Consider the following 16024-nt stretch of genomic DNA (forward strand, 5'->3'; position numbering starts at 1 on the left):
TCGCGCGGAGAGTTGCTTCAAACAATATTATAATTAAGCTGAGATACTTCTCGGAGACAACCACAATGCAAGTCACAACCGAAGAAATTATTTATCCATGCAGCGACGGTCAACCTCTGGCAGATAGCACAATTCAATACAAATTAATTGTCACAATCAAAGAAGGTTGCGAGTCGCTGTTGAAAGATGACCCAAACGTGTTTATAGCCGCCGATTTACTGTGGTATCCGGTTGAGGGTAGAACAGATATTTCTCAAGCGCCCGATGTAATGGTGGTATTTGGGAGGCCAAAGGGCGATCGGCGTTCTTACCTCCAATTTCGTGAATATAATATCCCTCCCAAAGTCGTGTTTGAGATTCGCTCTTTCAGCGACAGCCAAATAAAAATGAACAAGAAATTTTCATTTTACAATCGCTACGGAGTCGAGGAGTATTACCTTTACGATCCAGAAAGAAATCAGTTAGAAGGTTGGCAAAGAATTGAAGGAATCTTAGAACCAATTGAACCGATGGAGGGATGGATAAGTCCCAGACTGGGAGTGCGGTTTGAGTTACCAGAAGAAGGGTTAGAAATCTATCGCCCTGATGGAGAAAAGTTTCTTTCCTATTCCGAAATAAATGCAGAGCGGCTATTAGAGCGACGGCGCGCAGAACAAGAATTTCAGCGCGCAGAAGAGGCCTCGCAGCGGGCCGAACAAGAAGCTCAAAAAGCCGAACGTTTAGCCGCCAAACTGCGCGAATTGAACATCGATCCAGATAGCATCTAAGCTCGAACTAGGAGAATAAACCCGGTTTGTCAAAGAAATCGGGTTTCTGGGGATTGCAGTTATTTACTTTTTTCAGGGCGAACGGGGATATTTGGTCGATCGCCCCCCAGCTAAAATTACATATACTACAATATATAATACAGAGATTTGAGCCAAAATCCTTGGAGCTCAGAAAAATCAGAATCGAAGCCCCTTGAATGTGTAAAAATACTGAAGCAAACATTACTAAACCATGCACGGAGCAATTGTTGTGGATTCCAGATATAACCCCCAATCCATAGAAGAAAAATGGCAGCAGACATGGGCTGAGCAAAACTTAGACCAGATGCCAGAAGATACCCAAAAGCCTAAATTTTATGCCTTATCCATGTTCCCCTACCCGTCGGGAAACTTGCACATGGGCCACGTCCGCAACTACACAATCATCGATGTAATTGCCAGACTCAAGCGAATGCAAGGTTATCGGGTATTGAATCCGATGGGATGGGACGCTTTTGGTTTGCCCGCAGAAAATGCAGCTATTGAGCGAGGAATTCCACCTGCACAATGGACTTATCAAAACATTTCCCAAATGAAAGCCTTATTTCAGCGTTTGGGCATTTCATTTGATTGGACAAAAGAAGTTACAACTTGTTCTCCAGATTATTATCGGTGGACTCAATGGATTTTCTTGCAATTTTTAGAAGCAGGATTAGCATATCAAAAAGAAGCGGCAGTTAATTGGGACCCGATCGACCAAACAGTTTTAGCAAACGAACAAGTAGATAACGAAGGTCGTTCCTGGCGTTCCGGTGCCAAAGTCGAGCGCAAATTATTGCGGCAGTGGTTCCTCAAAATTACCGATTATGCCGAACAGTTATTAAACGACTTAGACAAATTGCCAGATTGGCCTGAAAGAGTCAAATTAATGCAAGCCAACTGGATCGGCAAATCAGTCGGCGCTTACTTAGAATTTCCGATTGTCGGAATGGATGAAAAAATCGCCGTTTTTACCACACGTCCCGATACAGTTTACGGCGTCAGTTACCTTGTTTTAGCGCCGGAACATCCTCTAACTAAGCGCGTGACAACGGAAGACAGAAAAGCCGCCGTAGAAAGCTTCATCAAAGAAGTCGCCGCCCAAAGCGAGATCGATCGCACAGCCGAAGACAAACCAAAGCGCGGCATCCCCACAGGTGGCAAAGCAATCAATCCTTTCAACGGCGAAGAAATTCCCATTTGGATTGCCGATTATGTATTGTACGAATACGGCACCGGCGCAGTCATGGGAGTACCCGCCCACGACACGCGAGATTTCAAATTTGCCAATCAATATCAACTGCCAATTAAAGTAGTAATTGTAGATGATGATGAGATTCCGCTGACCGAAGCTTACACAGAACCAGGAATTATGATTAATTCCGAAAGCTTCAACGGCATGGATTCAATTAAAGGCAAAGCAGCGATTATTGACCATGCCGAAAATCAAGGTTATGGCAAAGCGCGAGTGCAATATCGCTTGAGAGATTGGTTAATTTCTAGACAGCGTTATTGGGGCGCTCCGATTCCCGTAATTCACTGTCCCACCTGCGGGACAGTCCCCGTCCCCGCATCGGATTTGCCCGTATTGTTGCCGGAGAATGTACAATTTACGGGCAAAGGTTCGCCCTTGGCAAAGATGGAAGAATGGGTAAACGTTCCTTGTCCGAGTTGCGGCACTGCGGCGAAGCGGGAAACAGATACGATGGATACTTTTATCGATTCTTCGTGGTATTTCTTGCGCTATCCCGATGCTCAAAATCAAGAGCAAGTCTTCGATACGGCTAAGACAAATGATTGGATGCCAGTGGATCAATATGTGGGCGGCATCGAACACGCCATCTTGCACTTACTGTATTCGCGGTTCTTTACCAAGGTTTTGCGCGATCGGGGTTTGATCAATTGTGACGAACCATTTAAACGCCTGTTAACTCAAGGCATGGTACAAGCAATGGCATACAAAAACCCCGTTACTGGCAAATACGTTCCCCCAGCAGATATAGACCCCGCAAATCCCAAAGATCCTCAAACTGGCGAAGCTTTGCAAGTCTTCTACGAGAAGATGTCCAAATCAAAATACAATGGCGTTGACCCCTTGGAAGTTATGGGCAAATATGGGGTAGATACGGCGCGGATGTTTATTTTATTCAAAGCGCCACCAGAGAAGGATTTGGAGTGGGACGACGCTGATGTGGAAGGGCAATTTCGCTTTTTAAATCGCGTTTGGCGCGTGGTTACAGATTTTGGTTCACCCCCCCCAGCCGCCCCTTGCGAAGGGGGGGAGAAAGAGGTTTTAAGTAAACCTGAGAAGGATTTGCGGCGGGCGATTCACACTGCAATTAAGGAAGTGAGCGAAGATTTGGAGGGTGATTATCAGTTCAATACTGCTGTTTCTGAAATGATGAAACTCAGCAATGCTTTGAGTGATGCTAAATGTAAAGATTCGCCAATTTATGCAGAAGGAATTAACACTTTGATTCGCTTGTTAGCGCCTTTTGCGCCGCATATTGCTGATGAATTGTGGCACAATACTGGTAACAGTGAATCGGTGCATACGCAAACTTGGCCGAGTGTCGATCCATCTGCGTTAATTACCGATGAAATTACGCTGGTAATTCAAGTTATGGGCAAGACTCGCGGCACAATTCAAGTTCCTTCAGGTGCTGATAAAGCTGCTTTGGAAAAGTTTGCTCGCGAGTCGGAATTGGCCAAGCGTCATCTGGAAGGTAAGGAGATTAAAAAGGTAATTGTGGTGCCTGGAAAGTTGGTTAATTTCGTGGTAGCTGGATAAAGTTGAGAAACCCGGTTTCTTCAATAAACCGGGTTTTTAATACTTGCAGTTAAGAAGTAGCCAGTCCAAAAATGAGTAATCTAACAATTTCCCGATTATGACTTACGCACTCCGCCAAAGAAACCGGGTTTTTTAGGGAATCTACTGATTCTAACAAAGTATTTTCGTAAAATACCCGGTTTCTGAGCACCGATGCCTAAGTCCTATTTAATTGTTAGTTTCAAAAAGCAATTGCACGATCGCTCCGCATTCCAATTTTAATACAGATTGAGCGCTGCCGCCATTAACGGCAATTTCTACCCAACCGTCAGAACCAGTTATGGCAATTAAATCGCCCGGTTCGGTGTCGCTGTAGGTTTTACCGCTGGGGATGCGAATTGCATCAGAACTATTGCTAATTGTCAATGACCAATTGTTACCTATAATGCAATTATTCGGGATATTAGTAATGAGATTGCCGAAGCGATCGACATATTGAACACAGCCTTCTATACCTGTGGCTGTAACGGCACAATTTGGTATCTCTAACTGCACTAAACTCGCAGGGTCGAGATCCTCCCCCAAGTCTTCCAACGCCACCCCGTTGGCCAAGTGAGCGCCCGCTGCTGCAAAAATATCCCGACCGTGAAAAGTGCTGCTGGGTTGAGGTGTGCGCCAGTATTGAGAATTCGTGAGTTCGACACAGGCGATCGCGCTTTCCCGACTCAACACCCCGCTAAACAACCCGTTATCGGGCCCGACAAGAAAGCAATTAGCACATTTAATCGCAACCGGGCGTCTCTTGCTTCCCACCCCCGGATCGACGACAGCAATATGTACGGTTTCCGGCGGAAAATAAGCAAAAGCAGTCATCAAACAAAACCTCCCCGCCGCAATATTTTGAGAGGGTATTTGGTGCGTAATGTCAATGACTTTTAACTGCGGGTTAATTTGGGCGATCGCACCTTTCATCACTCCCACATAAACATCGGTTAATCCAAAATCCGTAAGCAGAGTTATAATTCTATTTTTAGACATATATCCAAAGGTTAAAATATGGTATCACAATGGGAAAACTTTCTGCAAAACTTAGGAGAATGGCACGGTTCCTTTACCCAGTTATCGCCGCGAGGAGAGGTACTTCAAGATACTCCTAGCATTATTTCTCTCGAAGGTTTCAATGACAACAAAACAGTGCGATTAAAACTCCGTCGGTTTTACCCAAATCCTAGCGGTGTCGGCGAACCGGAAGTCAACGAACTTGTTCGAGAATTTCAAGCTTTGGGACGAGATATCCTGTTTTTTGAGAATGGAGCTTTTTGTCAGGGAACTATTCAACTAGCGCCTTATTCTGAGTGCGGTGCCGAGTTTGGTTTTATCTACAATTATCGCCGGTTGCGCTTCCCTATGATCTACAATACCGACGGCAATTTATCCAAACTTACATTAATTCGGGAAAAGCAGCTTGATAAAAATGTCCCAGAACGTCCGCATTTAACTGTTGAGGATTTGCTGGGAGAGTGGCAGGGTGAAGCCGTGACAATGTATCCAGATGGGCGTTCTCCTGACATTTATTCAACCAAAATGCAATTGCATTTGGAAAGTAGCGATCGCCTAGTGCAGAAAATTACTTTTGGCAGTAATGCTACTGTTATCAGTTCTAGCGCCAGCATTGACGGTTCTGTATTAAATTTTAACGAAGGTGCTTCGCCCGTGCAAGTTGTGCTCCTTCCTGACGGCGGTTCTTGCACTTTACCTATTAAGATTGAATCCAGAAAACCTATATTTTTCGAGGCTGGTTGGTTAGTAGAACCTGACTTGCGGTTTCGGATGATTCGCAGTTACAATGAGCGCGGTGAATGGGTGAGTTTGACTTTAGTTACTGAACGCAAAGTTAGTCATTAATTCCGATAAGTTGTTGAGGATTAAGATTGAGTCTTTTGCCCAAGCAAGATGCCCGCCCCACCATAAAATTGATATATTGTGGAACGGGCATCTTGCCCGTTCTAAAAATAGTACAAGATATCAGCACTACAAACATTTTTCCAATTTAGGAACCGGATTTTGTTTCCTGGGTTTGTGATTGAATCACCGCACTCCAGTCATCATTGTTAACAGCCGCTTCCAAATCCTTAGCCTGTTCGCCGTCACTTTTGGCCGCTGTTTCTAACTCTTTGGTAAGAGTGGAATCTGCCATTGCTTTCCGTAATTTCAGTTTCTTTTCCTCATAAGCTTTTTGTTCCTCAGCAGACATAGCAGCGCGCGCTGCTTGGCCTACCGTAGCCGCCCACATTTCGCTTTCAGCACCGTTTCCAGGGGGAATGCTGCCAATTTCTGCTATCCAAGCATCCCGCAAACTTTCCATTTCTTCCCGCTTCGGGAATTTGAAAGTTTGCACGCGCAGAAAAGCACAATTTTCGACGCCGTTTTGGGCGATGTGACCGTTGATTGAAAGCAGGATATTTCGCGAATAACCGATAAACTGAGTGTTGCGGGAAATATCCATTACAGCGTAAACGCCGGCGACTTTCGCATTAGTTGCCAAATCGCGCCATGTATCGATCGACATTACTTGCGTGCCGTCATTTTCTAATTCAGAAATAGCGGCCGCTGCGCTGTGTTCTGAGTCGGAACTGTATAAAAAGTTGTGCAGTCCTTCATGGGCGACAGGTACATTTTGATGTTCAATTGCTACGTCTCGATCGGCATTCACTTGATTAGCTTCCATTAAATTCAATCCCTCAAAAAATGTCAACTTTACTCATTAAATCCCACTTTCAAGGGCGGGCAAGATGCCCACCCACAATAAAGTTCTTGTGGAACAGGCCGAAAAGCCTGTTCTATGGTGTTTTTGCCCTTATATACTTAACTTACGGCAATTTGTTGCAATTCCTCGTCAGTCAATTTAACTTCGAGCGCCCGCACAGAGTCCTCAATACTCGATACTTTGGTCGCACCGGGAATGGGAACAATGCAGGGCGATTTTGCCATCAACCAAGCTAATACTATACAGTAAACAGAAACGTTTTTTTCTGCGGCTAATTTGGCGATCGCGGGCATATCTTGCAAGCTGGTGACGCGGCGGCTTCCTCCCAAAGGACTCCAGGGAAAAAATGTCAGTTTTTCGGTTTCGCAATATTCCAGCACGCCGTCTGATTCCGGCTGTCTGTGCCACGGATTATATTGATTCTGAACAGAGACAATTTCTACTGTATCGCGGGCGCGTTTGATCTGCTCTACAGAAAAGTTGGAAACTCCAACAAATCGAATCATTCCTGCTTCTACTGCTTCTTTTGCAGGTGCTAGGGCTGCTTCGATGGTATAAGCGGGATCGGGCGAGTGATATTGCCAAAGGTCGATCGGTTCTTTGCCGCCTAATGCTTCAAAACTTTCGCGAATTGTCTTGCGTAAATGGTGGGGGTTGCCGTTCCGCGTCCAAGCACCTTGAGGCCGCATTAAGCCGCCTTTAGTTGCCACAGTAACGGCCCTAACATCTCCGCTATACTGTTCCAAAGCTTTGGCAATCAGGTGCTCGTTGTGGTGTTTGTCGGATTGATCTTGGCAGTAGGAATCTGCGGTGTCAATTAGGGTGACACCCAAATCGAGGGCGCGGTGGATTACTGCAATTGATTGATCTTCGGGCGGTCTGCCGCTTAAGGACATTGGCATACCTCCAAGACCGATCGCGCTGATAGTAAAATTACTGTTACCCAGTTTTTTTCTTTTCATTGGTTTGCCTGCGTTTGCGTGGTTTATTTCCAGTTTACATTTCAAGGATAAGTTGAAATCTTACATTTATTTAACTATCTAAGTAAATAGAAACAAATATTTTTTAGATAAGCTGTTTTGTCTTGAGAATGTATATTTCACTTCCCTATTCCGCACGTGTCAAATCCTCTCCCTCTCAAACATAATAGACAATCTAGATCGGCAGCAGCCTACCTACCTGCTTAACTAGCTGGAAGCGCTGGTGTAAAAGCGGAGTGCAAATTGCCAGAAGTAGCGCGAGAAAAATAACAGCCCGATCGCCAATATTCCCGCCCCTGCGATCCAAACGATTTCACCTCTCCCCAGCATGGCTTCTGCTGGCACAGTCGTCAAGAAGGCAACGGGAACCACAAAAGTGAAGAAAAATCGATAAGCTGCAGGATAAGCTGCCATGGGAAATCTACCCGCTTCTAACAATCCTTCGAGAACTTCGGTAACATTGTAAATCTTGACAAACCAAATGCTGGTTGCCCCTAACATAAACCATATACTGTAAAGAGTAATAGTTCCGAATAACAGCGGTATTGCTGTTAAAAAATAGTTGCCGATTGCTACTCCCAATTTGTTAGCAGCATACAGCAGCAATACAGTGCCCAAGATTAAATCTGGCATTCCCCAAGGCGAAACTGTGTTTGCAGATAGCCAAAATTGAGAACTGATGGGTTTGAGGAGTACGAAATCGAGAGTACCTTGCTGAACTCGATCGACAATACGGCTGAGATTAGGTGCTAGAAACGTTGACGAAAACCCCTGCAAAATCGTGAAAATGCCGAGTACAACTAAAGCCTCTTCCCATTTCCATCCCGAAAATGTGTAGCCTGTACGATAGAACAAAAACAGCCCAAACAAGCTGCCAGCAAGATTTCCGAGGCTGCTGATGGCCGCGAGGACAAAGTTGATTCGGTATTCTAGTTCCGCTGCGATCGCCGCACCCCAGAACAATTTCAGTACGTGCAAATATCGTCCCATGTTTATAGCCATTTTTTGCGGTGTAAATACTTAGATTTCATCCTATTGTAAAGCTTGTGTTAAGTTAACTGCTGTACAGGCTGCTCTTTTCACTATAATTTTAAATTATTGAGCCCCCTTAGTTAAGTTGTTTTACTAACACGCAGTATTAACTTATCTAACAATATTTAAACAAAAATTACAATTATTAATTTAAGTCAATCATAAGCCCATATATTTTGGCAATTATTAAGAATAATTGATGTTTTTACACCAACAATCCATTGATTGATTGGAAAGACTAATATGTTACAATTCTTAATCTTATAATAATTTGACAAATATCTAACCATAGGGTGGGTGACGGTGAACAATGATTGCACCGCAGCCCTTTACTATTGACTATCACGCACCGCTTTACCTGGATAATATTTTTCTTACCAGCCACAGAATTCTGGGGGATATTTTTCTCGCCAGCGGCCGGATACCCAGTATCAATCGGCCAAATATTAAACCGAAAAGCAAACTCCAGATAATCGTTGCCGTTAAGGAATGAAGCGGAAGACAAAAAATCGGGTTGCCATTTAATGGGTTTAGCTTTGATTAGGGGATAGCTAACCCAAAAGATTTGTCCACCGCCGATCGCAGTTCCGACAAAAAGATGATATTCTCAATTTGGCGATATTGCTTTTCTCTTTGTCTTCGTTCTTCCTGCCGATTTCCATTTGTTCTCGATCGCGATCTTTCTGCTATTGTTCCTTTTGCTTGCATAATTCTATTTGTTCGCGATCGCACTGACCTTTCCATACCAAAAAGGAGCTCGCCTGCGCGTTGAGAAAAAGACATAAAGTGCGATCAACCTTTCCATCCCAAAATGCGATCGCCTGCGCGTTGAATTAGTAGGTTAGTCGAGCGCACTCGCTCTACTTTTCGCCAAAAAAATGCCGTTACCAACTAAATGTTAAAATCTGTCTCGATCGACAACTACTTACCGCGCCCTGGCTTACAGTCTGCAAACCCCAACGCTAAGCGAGTCAAGAAAACTGGCGAGATCCATTTCTACGAAAGCTTCTATGGGATACTAAATAGCAGCCGCGCGGGTAATGAGGGCGATGCGGATGCGATCGGGTAGGTAAGCGAGGATGGATTGAGCGTCAGCAGCAGATAATTGCTCTAGATTAGTAGTCTGCATGGAGCTACCTCTCGGTCGGAATTTGGCGGGCTGCTTGCGGTTGTCCGTCGGTCATGAAGATTGGGAGCGATCGCAACTAAGCGCTGTTAATCTCAAGGATGCTATCATAGATTAACAGTTACTATGTCTTTATAGGTAAATGACATGAACGCTAAAGAATTGCTCCTTAAAGAAGTGGATAATATTCCAGAATTTATATTAGAAGAAGTTTGGGATTTTCTGCAATTCCTCAAAGCAAAGTATGATAAAGATAAGTTAGAAGCAATCCTGCTCAGTGAATCTTCTTTGCAAAAAGACTGGTTAAAGTCAGAGGAGGATGAAGCATGGCAGAATTTGTAAAAGGTGATGTGATAGTTGTTCCTTTCCCATTTTCCGATTTAACACAAGCCAAGCGCCGACCGGCTTTAGTCATAGCAACTTTGGCAGGAGACGATCTAATTCTTTGTCAGATTACTAGCCAGACGCTCGCCGATCGCTATGCTATTACCCTTGAAAGTAGTGATTTTAGCGAGGGCGGACTTAACCAAACGAGCAACATTAGACCTAATCGCTTGTTTACCGCCGATCGAGAAATTATACTTTATAAAGCTGGTAAGCTTAAACCTGAGAAGTTGAACGAGGCGATCGCCAAGATAGTTGAAATTCTTCACCAGTAATTCTCTATTGTCCAGCGTTCCTCAGCTCAAAATGCTGTTTGACTAGATTGTGTTGTGCGATCGCCGGCGCGTTGAGAAAAAGAGATAAAGTGCGATCGACCTTTCCATCCCAAAATGCGATCGCCCTCACACTCTAAACCACAGATCGCCTTTCTCATTCCACTCATGGCGATCGCCGCATCACCTATAATTTTAATTAACATCCTGTCCCTCTCTTAAGCAGGGCTGGGGGGACAGGATGGAAGGGGAAACGAGACTTAAAGCGATCGATAAACGCGATAGTTAATTTCAGGGAAAATATTATCAATCTCCTCAACCTTCTCCAACCAACCCGAATCAACTTTCCCTTCTTTCACTTCATCGTAAAGCTTGTGAAAGCGCATTAAGTGCGATCGAGTCCGGCGCACCGCATAGGGCACCATCGTCCCTGTACGCATGATAAATGCCCAGTCAGAAGATTGAGCTAGCAGCACTTCCCGCGCGGCTTGGTTCAAAGCGCGCCACTGCAATTCATCCGCAGGTTCCATGCTTCCCAACTCAATCATCCGTTCCGCTGCTTTGTGCAAGTGCGGGTAAATCCAAGCGTTGGTATCGTTGAGCCAATACTCGTGGAAACCCCGGAAACCCCAGCTAGACTGAGACGGGCGGCACACTTGCTGAGTCGGATTTCCCCGCAAATAATCGGCTAAGTGCGTCATCTCGTAGGTATTTTGGTCGTACCAACTCTTGCGGAACAGGTAATCTAAGAACCAAGGCCCTTCGTACCACCAGTGACCGAAAAGTTCGGCGTCGTAAGGCGAAACAATAATCGGCGGACGCTGCATAATGCCGTTGAGGTGTTCGACTTGGCGTTCCCGGTTAAAAGCAAAGTTGCTGGCGTGTTCGGCTGCTTTTTCCCTTGCCCAGTAAGGATCGTACAACTGTTTATCGCCTAAACCCAATCCGCGACCGGTGATTTTGTGATATTTAATCCCGGTATTTTTCCGCTGGCCGTTGGGCATGATGTAGGGCTTAATGTAATCGTAGTCAGCTTCCCAGCCCAAATCTTTGTAGAATTCGCGGTATTCGGCGGCGCCTGGATAGCCGACTTCGGAAGACCAAACCTGCTGCGAGGATTCGTGATCCCGGCCGAAGGCTGCTACTCCGCACTCGGTGAAAATTGGGGCGTAGCTGCCGTAGCGGGGACGCGGGCGGGCGTAGAGGATGCCGTGACCGTCTGTGAGAAAGTAGCGGAGGCCTGCGTCGGCTAACATCCGTTCTAAGCCTTCATAGTAGGCGCATTCGGGCAGCCAAATGCCTTTTGGTCGGCGGCCGAAGTTTGCTTCGTAGTTGTCGCAAGCTACTTGAATTTGTGCCCAAACTGCTTCGGGGTACATTTTCATCAGCGGTAGGTAGCCGTGGGTGGCACCGCAGGTGATGATTTCGAGGTTGTTGGTATCTTGGTGTTCTTTGAAGGCTTTGACTAAATCTCGATCGTACTTTTCCCAAAAGTTGCGGACTTGAGAGAAATGGGCGGCGTAATGTTCTGCCAAATAGCGGAGGTGACCGTTTCCGCTGTTGTGTTCGATTTCGAGATCGGCTAATTCTTCGAGTTTAGCCAAGTGGTCGTCGAAGCGGTCTTGCAGCAAGGGGTCGCGCAGCATTGCCACCAACGGCGGCGTCATGCTCATGGTAATTTTAAAGTCGATGCCGTCGCGCTTGAGCCCTTCAAAGACTTGCAGCAGGGGAATGTAGGTTTCCGCGATCGCCTCAAACAGCCATTCTTCTTCTAAAACATAGTCGCTTTCGGGGTGGCGGACAAAAGGCAAGTGGGCGTGGAGAACGAGTGCGAGGTAGCCAATAGTCATAAAAAAATTTGGTAAGTGGGAAACGAGCGTGTCTTTAGACCGCTCGTGGGCAACGGCTAGGCGGTTTCAACCGCCGTGAATCTTTCCATTACACGAGGATTGCTAGATGGGAGTGTACTTTTGTAATGTACTTTCAGTGGGACAATTACCACATCCAACCTCGCAATCCTGTACGCATAATGTTCGCTCCATAAGGAGCCTCTATGAGAGGGGTAATGTTAGCTGGCGCCTTAGTTAAGGGCCGATACTATATTTAGGACAGTGATTTAACCCAATAAGTCTATTTAATCCTAAATTTCGCTTGGCCAGGAACTAGCTTCGCACTCCCTGGTAGGTCTTTAACTCTTACCGTTAACGTAGTACGCAGCTACACATCTGGTCAACTATCGTTTAAGTCTGAGGCTGGAAGCCCAGTATCTTTAGACATGGGTCGTTGACAGTGATTTGGATGCCGTAGTTATTAACTGACGCCATTTAGGGACAGCTTTAAAATATTTTAAGATTTTATGCTGAAACGGGACTCACAAAATGCCGTGTTTTTTTAATGGCCTTTCTCTAACAAACTAAATGTCAGCAAATTCTGATTTTCTGCTTGCTGTCGGATTAGGGCTGCTGCTGTTTGAGAGTCTACTGCCTTTGAGAAAAAGAATCCTTGGGCGTACTCACATTTTAACCCTTTTAGTATAGATAGTTGCGAGGATTCTTCGACTCCTTCGGCTACTACATCCATGCCTAAATTGTGAGACAAAGTAACGATCGACCGCACAATTTCTGTGGGGTCAATGCCTCCTTTACTGAAATCGAACTCACCTCCCATCCTGCTAACAAAAGAGCGGTCTATTTTTAAGGTATTGGTGGGGAAGCGGTGCAGGTAGGAGAGCGAGGAATAGCCGGTGCCGAAGTCGTCAATGCACAAGTGTATGTTTCGGGTTCTGAGCTGTACCAGCATTGCTGTTACTGATTCGGAATTTTCTATGAGTACGCTTTCGGTAATTTCGAGTTTTAAACTGCTGCCGTCGAGGTTAGTTTCTTGAAGAACTTGGTCGATGTATTCAATTAAATCTGGCTGAGAAAACTGTTTTACAGAAATGTTGACGCTAACGCTTAAGGGGGGATTGCTGGGAAATAGCTGCTGCCACTGGCGGATTTGGTGGCAAGCTGTGCGGAGTACCCAGCGGCCGAGGGGTACGATCAAGCCGGTTTCTTCCGCGATGGTGATGAATTCACCGGGGGAAACTAAGCCGCGTTCTGGATGCTGCCAGCGCACTAGGGCCTCAAAACTGGTAATTGTGTTATTGGCGATCGACACGATCGGCTGGTAGTGAATAATAAACTGGGGCGCTGCGGATAAGGGAGGTAAGGCTGATTCGGGGGATGAGGGAAAGTCTTCTTCTCTGACCGGCTCTCTAATTGATTCGATCGCCCGCCGCAGGTCGTTTTCGAGCTGCAACAGCCGCAAAGCGTGGGCGTGCATGGAACTGTTGAAAACTTCGTGTCGGGCTCTGCCGAGTTCTTTGGCGCGGTACATTGCTGTGTCGGCGTCGCGCAGCAGGGTTGTCGGTTCCAGGTATTCGCTAGAACTCAAAGCTATGCCGATGCTGGCAGTGATAAATACTTCGTGTCCGTCTAAAAGAAGAGGGGAGGTGATTTTCTTTTGCAGGCGGTTGACAATGGTGGTAGCTTCATTGATGCCCTCGATGTCTTCTAGCAACAGCACAAACTCGTCTCCTCCGAGGCGGGCCACTGTATCTCCGGGTCTCAGACAAGCTTCCAGACGCCGCGCGATCGATACTAGCAATTGATCGCCGATGGCGTGGCCGAGGGAATCGTTGACTACTTTAAATCTATCTAAATCGAGAAACAGCACGGCAAACAAGTAGTCTTTGCGCCGTTTGGCCAGCCTCAGAGCGTGTTCCAGCCGATCGGTAAATAGCGATCGGTTGGGCAATCCGGTGAGGGCGTCGTGAAAAGCATCGTGCAGCAGTTGTTCTTCGGCGAGTTTGCGCTGAGTGATGTCGTGACAGTTAATCACGATTCCCTTGACTGCGGGATCATACAGCAAGTTGGTGGCTACAGCTTCTACATAACACCAGGAACCGTTGCGGTGGCGGACTCGGTACTCAACTGGGCACTGGCTTCTTTTGGGGTTTTCAATGGCTTTGTGGAGGGTTTCGGTGATCGTGGCGCTGTCGTCGGGGTGAACTATTTCTAAGGCGCTGCGGCCGATCGCCTGGTGGGGCGGGTATCCTAAAATTCGCTTGACGGAAGGGCTGATGTAGCGGAAGATTCCTTCGGCGTCGAGAATGATCGTGATGTCTGTGGCGTTTTCAATCAGCGAGCGAAATCGCTGTTCGCTTTGGCGCAGGGCTGATTCTGCTTGTTTGCGATCGCTGATGTCGAGGGCTACTCCGTCTATAATTACGTCGCCGTTTTCGTTTTTGGAAAATTTAGCGCTGTCTTGCACCCACTTGACCTCCCCAGATCTCAGAACGATGCGGTACTGGCGATCGCACGGCAAAAGACTCGCTTTCGATGCTGCTACCCTGCTGTCACACGAGCTTTTGTCCTCTGGATGGATGATTTCGGTCAAGAGTTCCGGGTGCGAAATCACTTCTTCGGCCCCGATCCCAGTAACTTCACGCACGCCCGGACTGATGTAGGGCAGGGACATTGTGCCATCTGGATGCAGCACGGTGCGGTAGACTGAGCCGGGAATGTTGGCTGCCATTGTGGCTAGCTGCTGCTGGATGCCGCAGACTGCTGCTTCGGCGCGCTTGCGTTCTGCAAGTTCGGTTTGGGCTTGTTGGTAGAGTTCGGCTTGGTGGATCGCGATCGCGCACTGATCGGCTATGGCTTTGAGTAGCGACAGTTCTTCTGCGCTCCAAGAGCGCGCCCGATCGCACTGATAGAGGCTAATTCCTCCCAAAAATGACTCCTGGTAGAGCAGTGGGGCGATCGCGACGGAGCGAAACCCTACCAACCCTGCTGATTCTTCCAGTGACGGGCACAGGGTCGATACCTCGTCGATAATCAGGGTTTCGCCGGCCGCGAGCCCCGATCTGTAGTGCTCGGCCACTTGGCAATTTAGCCCGACAAACCGTTCTCTGTCGGATGCTTTACTGATGTAGCGAACTCTGATGCCGCCTTCAGCATCTGGCTGCAAGATGGCGCAGGCGCTGATGTCTAGAGCTTCGTGCAGTTGATCTGCGGTGGTTTGCAGCACTTCGTCGAGTACAAGGGTGAAGCGCATCGCTTGGAGGATGCGGTTGACGATCGCTTCTCGCTGAGCTTGCCGCTGAATTTGAGCGATCGCTTCTTGTTGCTGGCGCCGCATTTTGTATTCTTGGAGCGATCGTTCTAAAACTGTTGGCAACCTAAACAGTCGCCCTTTTAATACGTAATCGGTCATTCCGGCTTTGATGCACTCAACTGCCGCTTCTTCTCCCAAACTTCCCGTTACTAAAATCAAGGGTATGTCTTGCCCTAATTCCTGCATTAATTTCAACACTTCTAAACCGTTGAAGCCGGGGAGGCGGTAATCTGAGAGTACAGCATCGTACTGGCAATTTTCGAGCAGTTTTCTGCACTCTGTTGCTGTTTCGGCAGTGTCGCACTTAAAATTTACCCCCCCCGCTTCTAAGGCAAGCACTATTAATTCCATATCTTCTGCCATGTCTTCGATAATCAACAAGTTTAATGTTGATTCCGCAACCATTTTTAGTAGATAGTTAGTCTGATTTATATCTAACATAAGGTAGTGGGGCCGTTTTCAATTGGTTATTCGTGTTTTTGCTACTAATTTTTTAGACTGAATTTGGTTGTTAATTTTATCTCGATATTTTTAGTTCTTTTTAGCAAAATCAATTATATACTCTACTCGCCAGACCTTTATTTAGCACCGGCAGTCGAGGGCGGATCGAACCGATTGGGGATCATCCCTCTTTTTAAAAGAGCGTTTTTTAGGAGTACGAGCATCTTGCACAGCCAAGCCTAGATCTTTCGCTTCCATCCCTAACAGTGAACACTCCTGTCATACCAAAATTCTGATGCTCTCACCG

General features: G+C 46.5%; 14 protein-coding genes. 6 read left to right on the forward strand and 8 right to left on the reverse strand.

What is annotated here, in order from left to right; all coding sequences use genetic code 11:
• The first annotated feature begins 65 nt into the window (after positions 1 to 65).
• Positions 66 to 767 (forward strand): Uma2 family endonuclease, encoded by a 702-nt coding sequence (locus QUA36_RS04760; RefSeq protein ID WP_333161249.1) that lies wholly within the window; start codon positions 66 to 68, stop codon positions 765 to 767.
• A 250-nt stretch (positions 768 to 1017) separates the two neighbouring features.
• On the forward strand, positions 1018 to 3576 hold the full coding sequence (gene leuS, locus QUA36_RS04765; protein ID WP_333455941.1) for a leucine--tRNA ligase: 2559 nt from the start codon (positions 1018 to 1020) through the stop codon (positions 3574 to 3576).
• A gap of 207 nt (positions 3577 to 3783) precedes the next feature.
• Here the strand turns inward: leuS and QUA36_RS04770 are convergent, their stop codons facing one another.
• Positions 3784 to 4593: an SAM-dependent chlorinase/fluorinase gene (locus tag QUA36_RS04770; RefSeq protein WP_333455884.1), complete on the reverse strand. Its 810-nt coding sequence runs from the start codon at positions 4591 to 4593 to the stop codon at positions 3784 to 3786.
• A gap of 18 nt (positions 4594 to 4611) precedes the next feature.
• On the opposite strand from QUA36_RS04770, the gene QUA36_RS04775 reads away from it, so the two are divergent.
• Positions 4612 to 5460 carry a DUF3598 family protein gene (locus QUA36_RS04775; RefSeq protein WP_333455886.1) on the forward strand — a complete coding sequence of 283 codons (849 nt, stop codon included), beginning with the start codon at positions 4612 to 4614 and terminating at the stop codon, positions 5458 to 5460.
• Between the two features lie 145 nt (positions 5461 to 5605).
• On the opposite strand, the gene QUA36_RS04780 is transcribed toward QUA36_RS04775, so the two are convergent.
• The 3 genes from QUA36_RS04780 to QUA36_RS04790 all read right to left on the reverse strand — a co-directional run bounded on the left by QUA36_RS04780 (position 5606) and on the right by QUA36_RS04790 (position 8304).
• Positions 5606 to 6283, reverse strand: coding sequence for a GIY-YIG nuclease family protein (locus tag QUA36_RS04780; RefSeq protein ID WP_333161260.1), 678 nt, complete (start codon positions 6281 to 6283; stop codon positions 5606 to 5608).
• A gap of 137 nt (positions 6284 to 6420) precedes the next feature.
• Positions 6421 to 7284, reverse strand: a complete 864-nt coding sequence (locus QUA36_RS04785) for an aldo/keto reductase (RefSeq protein WP_333161262.1) — start codon at positions 7282 to 7284, stop codon at positions 6421 to 6423.
• A gap of 225 nt (positions 7285 to 7509) precedes the next feature.
• Positions 7510 to 8304 carry an ABC transporter permease gene (locus QUA36_RS04790; protein ID WP_445301415.1) on the reverse strand — a complete coding sequence of 265 codons (795 nt, stop codon included), beginning with the start codon at positions 8302 to 8304 and terminating at the stop codon, positions 7510 to 7512.
• A 340-nt stretch (positions 8305 to 8644) separates the two neighbouring features.
• On the opposite strand from QUA36_RS04790, the gene QUA36_RS04795 reads away from it, so the two are divergent.
• Positions 8645 to 8827 (forward strand): hypothetical protein, encoded by a 183-nt coding sequence (locus QUA36_RS04795; protein ID WP_333455888.1) that lies wholly within the window; start codon positions 8645 to 8647, stop codon positions 8825 to 8827.
• Positions 8828 to 8874: 47 nt separating this feature from the next.
• Here the strand turns inward: QUA36_RS04795 and QUA36_RS04800 are convergent, their stop codons facing one another.
• On the reverse strand, positions 8875 to 9042 hold the full coding sequence (locus QUA36_RS04800; RefSeq protein WP_333161264.1) for a hypothetical protein: 168 nt from the start codon (positions 9040 to 9042) through the stop codon (positions 8875 to 8877).
• Positions 9043 to 9607: 565 nt separating this feature from the next.
• Between QUA36_RS04800 and QUA36_RS04805 the strand changes: the two genes are divergently transcribed.
• Positions 9608 to 9802: a hypothetical protein gene (locus QUA36_RS04805; RefSeq protein ID WP_333161266.1), complete on the forward strand. Its 195-nt coding sequence runs from the start codon at positions 9608 to 9610 to the stop codon at positions 9800 to 9802.
• Positions 9787 to 10119, forward strand: coding sequence for a type II toxin-antitoxin system PemK/MazF family toxin (locus tag QUA36_RS04810; RefSeq protein WP_333161268.1), 333 nt, complete (start codon positions 9787 to 9789; stop codon positions 10117 to 10119). Before QUA36_RS04805 ends, QUA36_RS04810 begins: the two co-directional genes overlap by 16 nt.
• Positions 10120 to 10145: 26 nt before the next feature.
• On the opposite strand, the gene QUA36_RS04815 is transcribed toward QUA36_RS04810, so the two are convergent.
• From QUA36_RS04815 to QUA36_RS04825, 3 genes are all read right to left on the reverse strand, one after another.
• Positions 10146 to 10322, reverse strand: coding sequence for a hypothetical protein (locus tag QUA36_RS04815; protein ID WP_333161270.1), 177 nt, complete (start codon positions 10320 to 10322; stop codon positions 10146 to 10148).
• A gap of 54 nt (positions 10323 to 10376) precedes the next feature.
• A complete protein-coding gene (locus QUA36_RS04820) occupies positions 10377 to 11966 on the reverse strand; it encodes a glycoside hydrolase family 57 protein (RefSeq protein WP_333036521.1) in 1590 nt (529 codons plus the stop codon).
• 541 nt (positions 11967 to 12507) lie between these two features.
• Positions 12508 to 15681, reverse strand: coding sequence for an EAL domain-containing protein (locus tag QUA36_RS04825; RefSeq protein ID WP_333161272.1), 3174 nt, complete (start codon positions 15679 to 15681; stop codon positions 12508 to 12510).
• Between the last annotated feature and the right edge of the window lie 343 nt (positions 15682 to 16024).

It is taken from the genome of Microcoleus sp. Pol10D4, from assembly GCF_036701555.1.
In the GTDB taxonomy this organism is placed as follows: domain Bacteria; phylum Cyanobacteriota; class Cyanobacteriia; order Cyanobacteriales; family Microcoleaceae; genus Microcoleus.

What these genes read in the sequence shown, in the direction of transcription:
- QUA36_RS04820 (WP_333036521.1), bottom strand. Translation starts at nt 11,966, where the DNA reads ATGACTATTGGCTACCTCGCACTCGTTCTCCACGCCCACTTGCCTTTT.
- QUA36_RS04780 (WP_333161260.1), bottom strand. Translation starts at nt 6,283, where the DNA reads ATGGAAGCTAATCAAGTGAATGCCGATCGAGACGTAGCAATTGAACAT.
- QUA36_RS04790 (WP_445301415.1), bottom strand. Translation starts at nt 8,304, where the DNA reads ATGGCTATAAACATGGGACGATATTTGCACGTACTGAAATTGTTCTGG.
- QUA36_RS04825 (WP_333161272.1), bottom strand. Translation starts at nt 15,681, where the DNA reads ATGGTTGCGGAATCAACATTAAACTTGTTGATTATCGAAGACATGGCA.
- QUA36_RS04795 (WP_333455888.1), top strand. Translation starts at nt 8,645, where the DNA reads ATGATTGCACCGCAGCCCTTTACTATTGACTATCACGCACCGCTTTAC.
- QUA36_RS04800 (WP_333161264.1), bottom strand. Translation starts at nt 9,042, where the DNA reads ATGCAAGCAAAAGGAACAATAGCAGAAAGATCGCGATCGAGAACAAAT.
- QUA36_RS04785 (WP_333161262.1), bottom strand. Translation starts at nt 7,284, where the DNA reads ATGAAAAGAAAAAAACTGGGTAACAGTAATTTTACTATCAGCGCGATC.
- QUA36_RS04775 (WP_333455886.1), top strand. Translation starts at nt 4,612, where the DNA reads ATGGTATCACAATGGGAAAACTTTCTGCAAAACTTAGGAGAATGGCAC.
- QUA36_RS04815 (WP_333161270.1), bottom strand. Translation starts at nt 10,322, where the DNA reads ATGTTAATTAAAATTATAGGTGATGCGGCGATCGCCATGAGTGGAATG.
- QUA36_RS04770 (WP_333455884.1), bottom strand. Translation starts at nt 4,593, where the DNA reads ATGTCTAAAAATAGAATTATAACTCTGCTTACGGATTTTGGATTAACC.
- QUA36_RS04810 (WP_333161268.1), top strand. Translation starts at nt 9,787, where the DNA reads ATGGCAGAATTTGTAAAAGGTGATGTGATAGTTGTTCCTTTCCCATTT.
- QUA36_RS04760 (WP_333161249.1), top strand. Translation starts at nt 66, where the DNA reads ATGCAAGTCACAACCGAAGAAATTATTTATCCATGCAGCGACGGTCAA.
- QUA36_RS04805 (WP_333161266.1), top strand. Translation starts at nt 9,608, where the DNA reads ATGAACGCTAAAGAATTGCTCCTTAAAGAAGTGGATAATATTCCAGAA.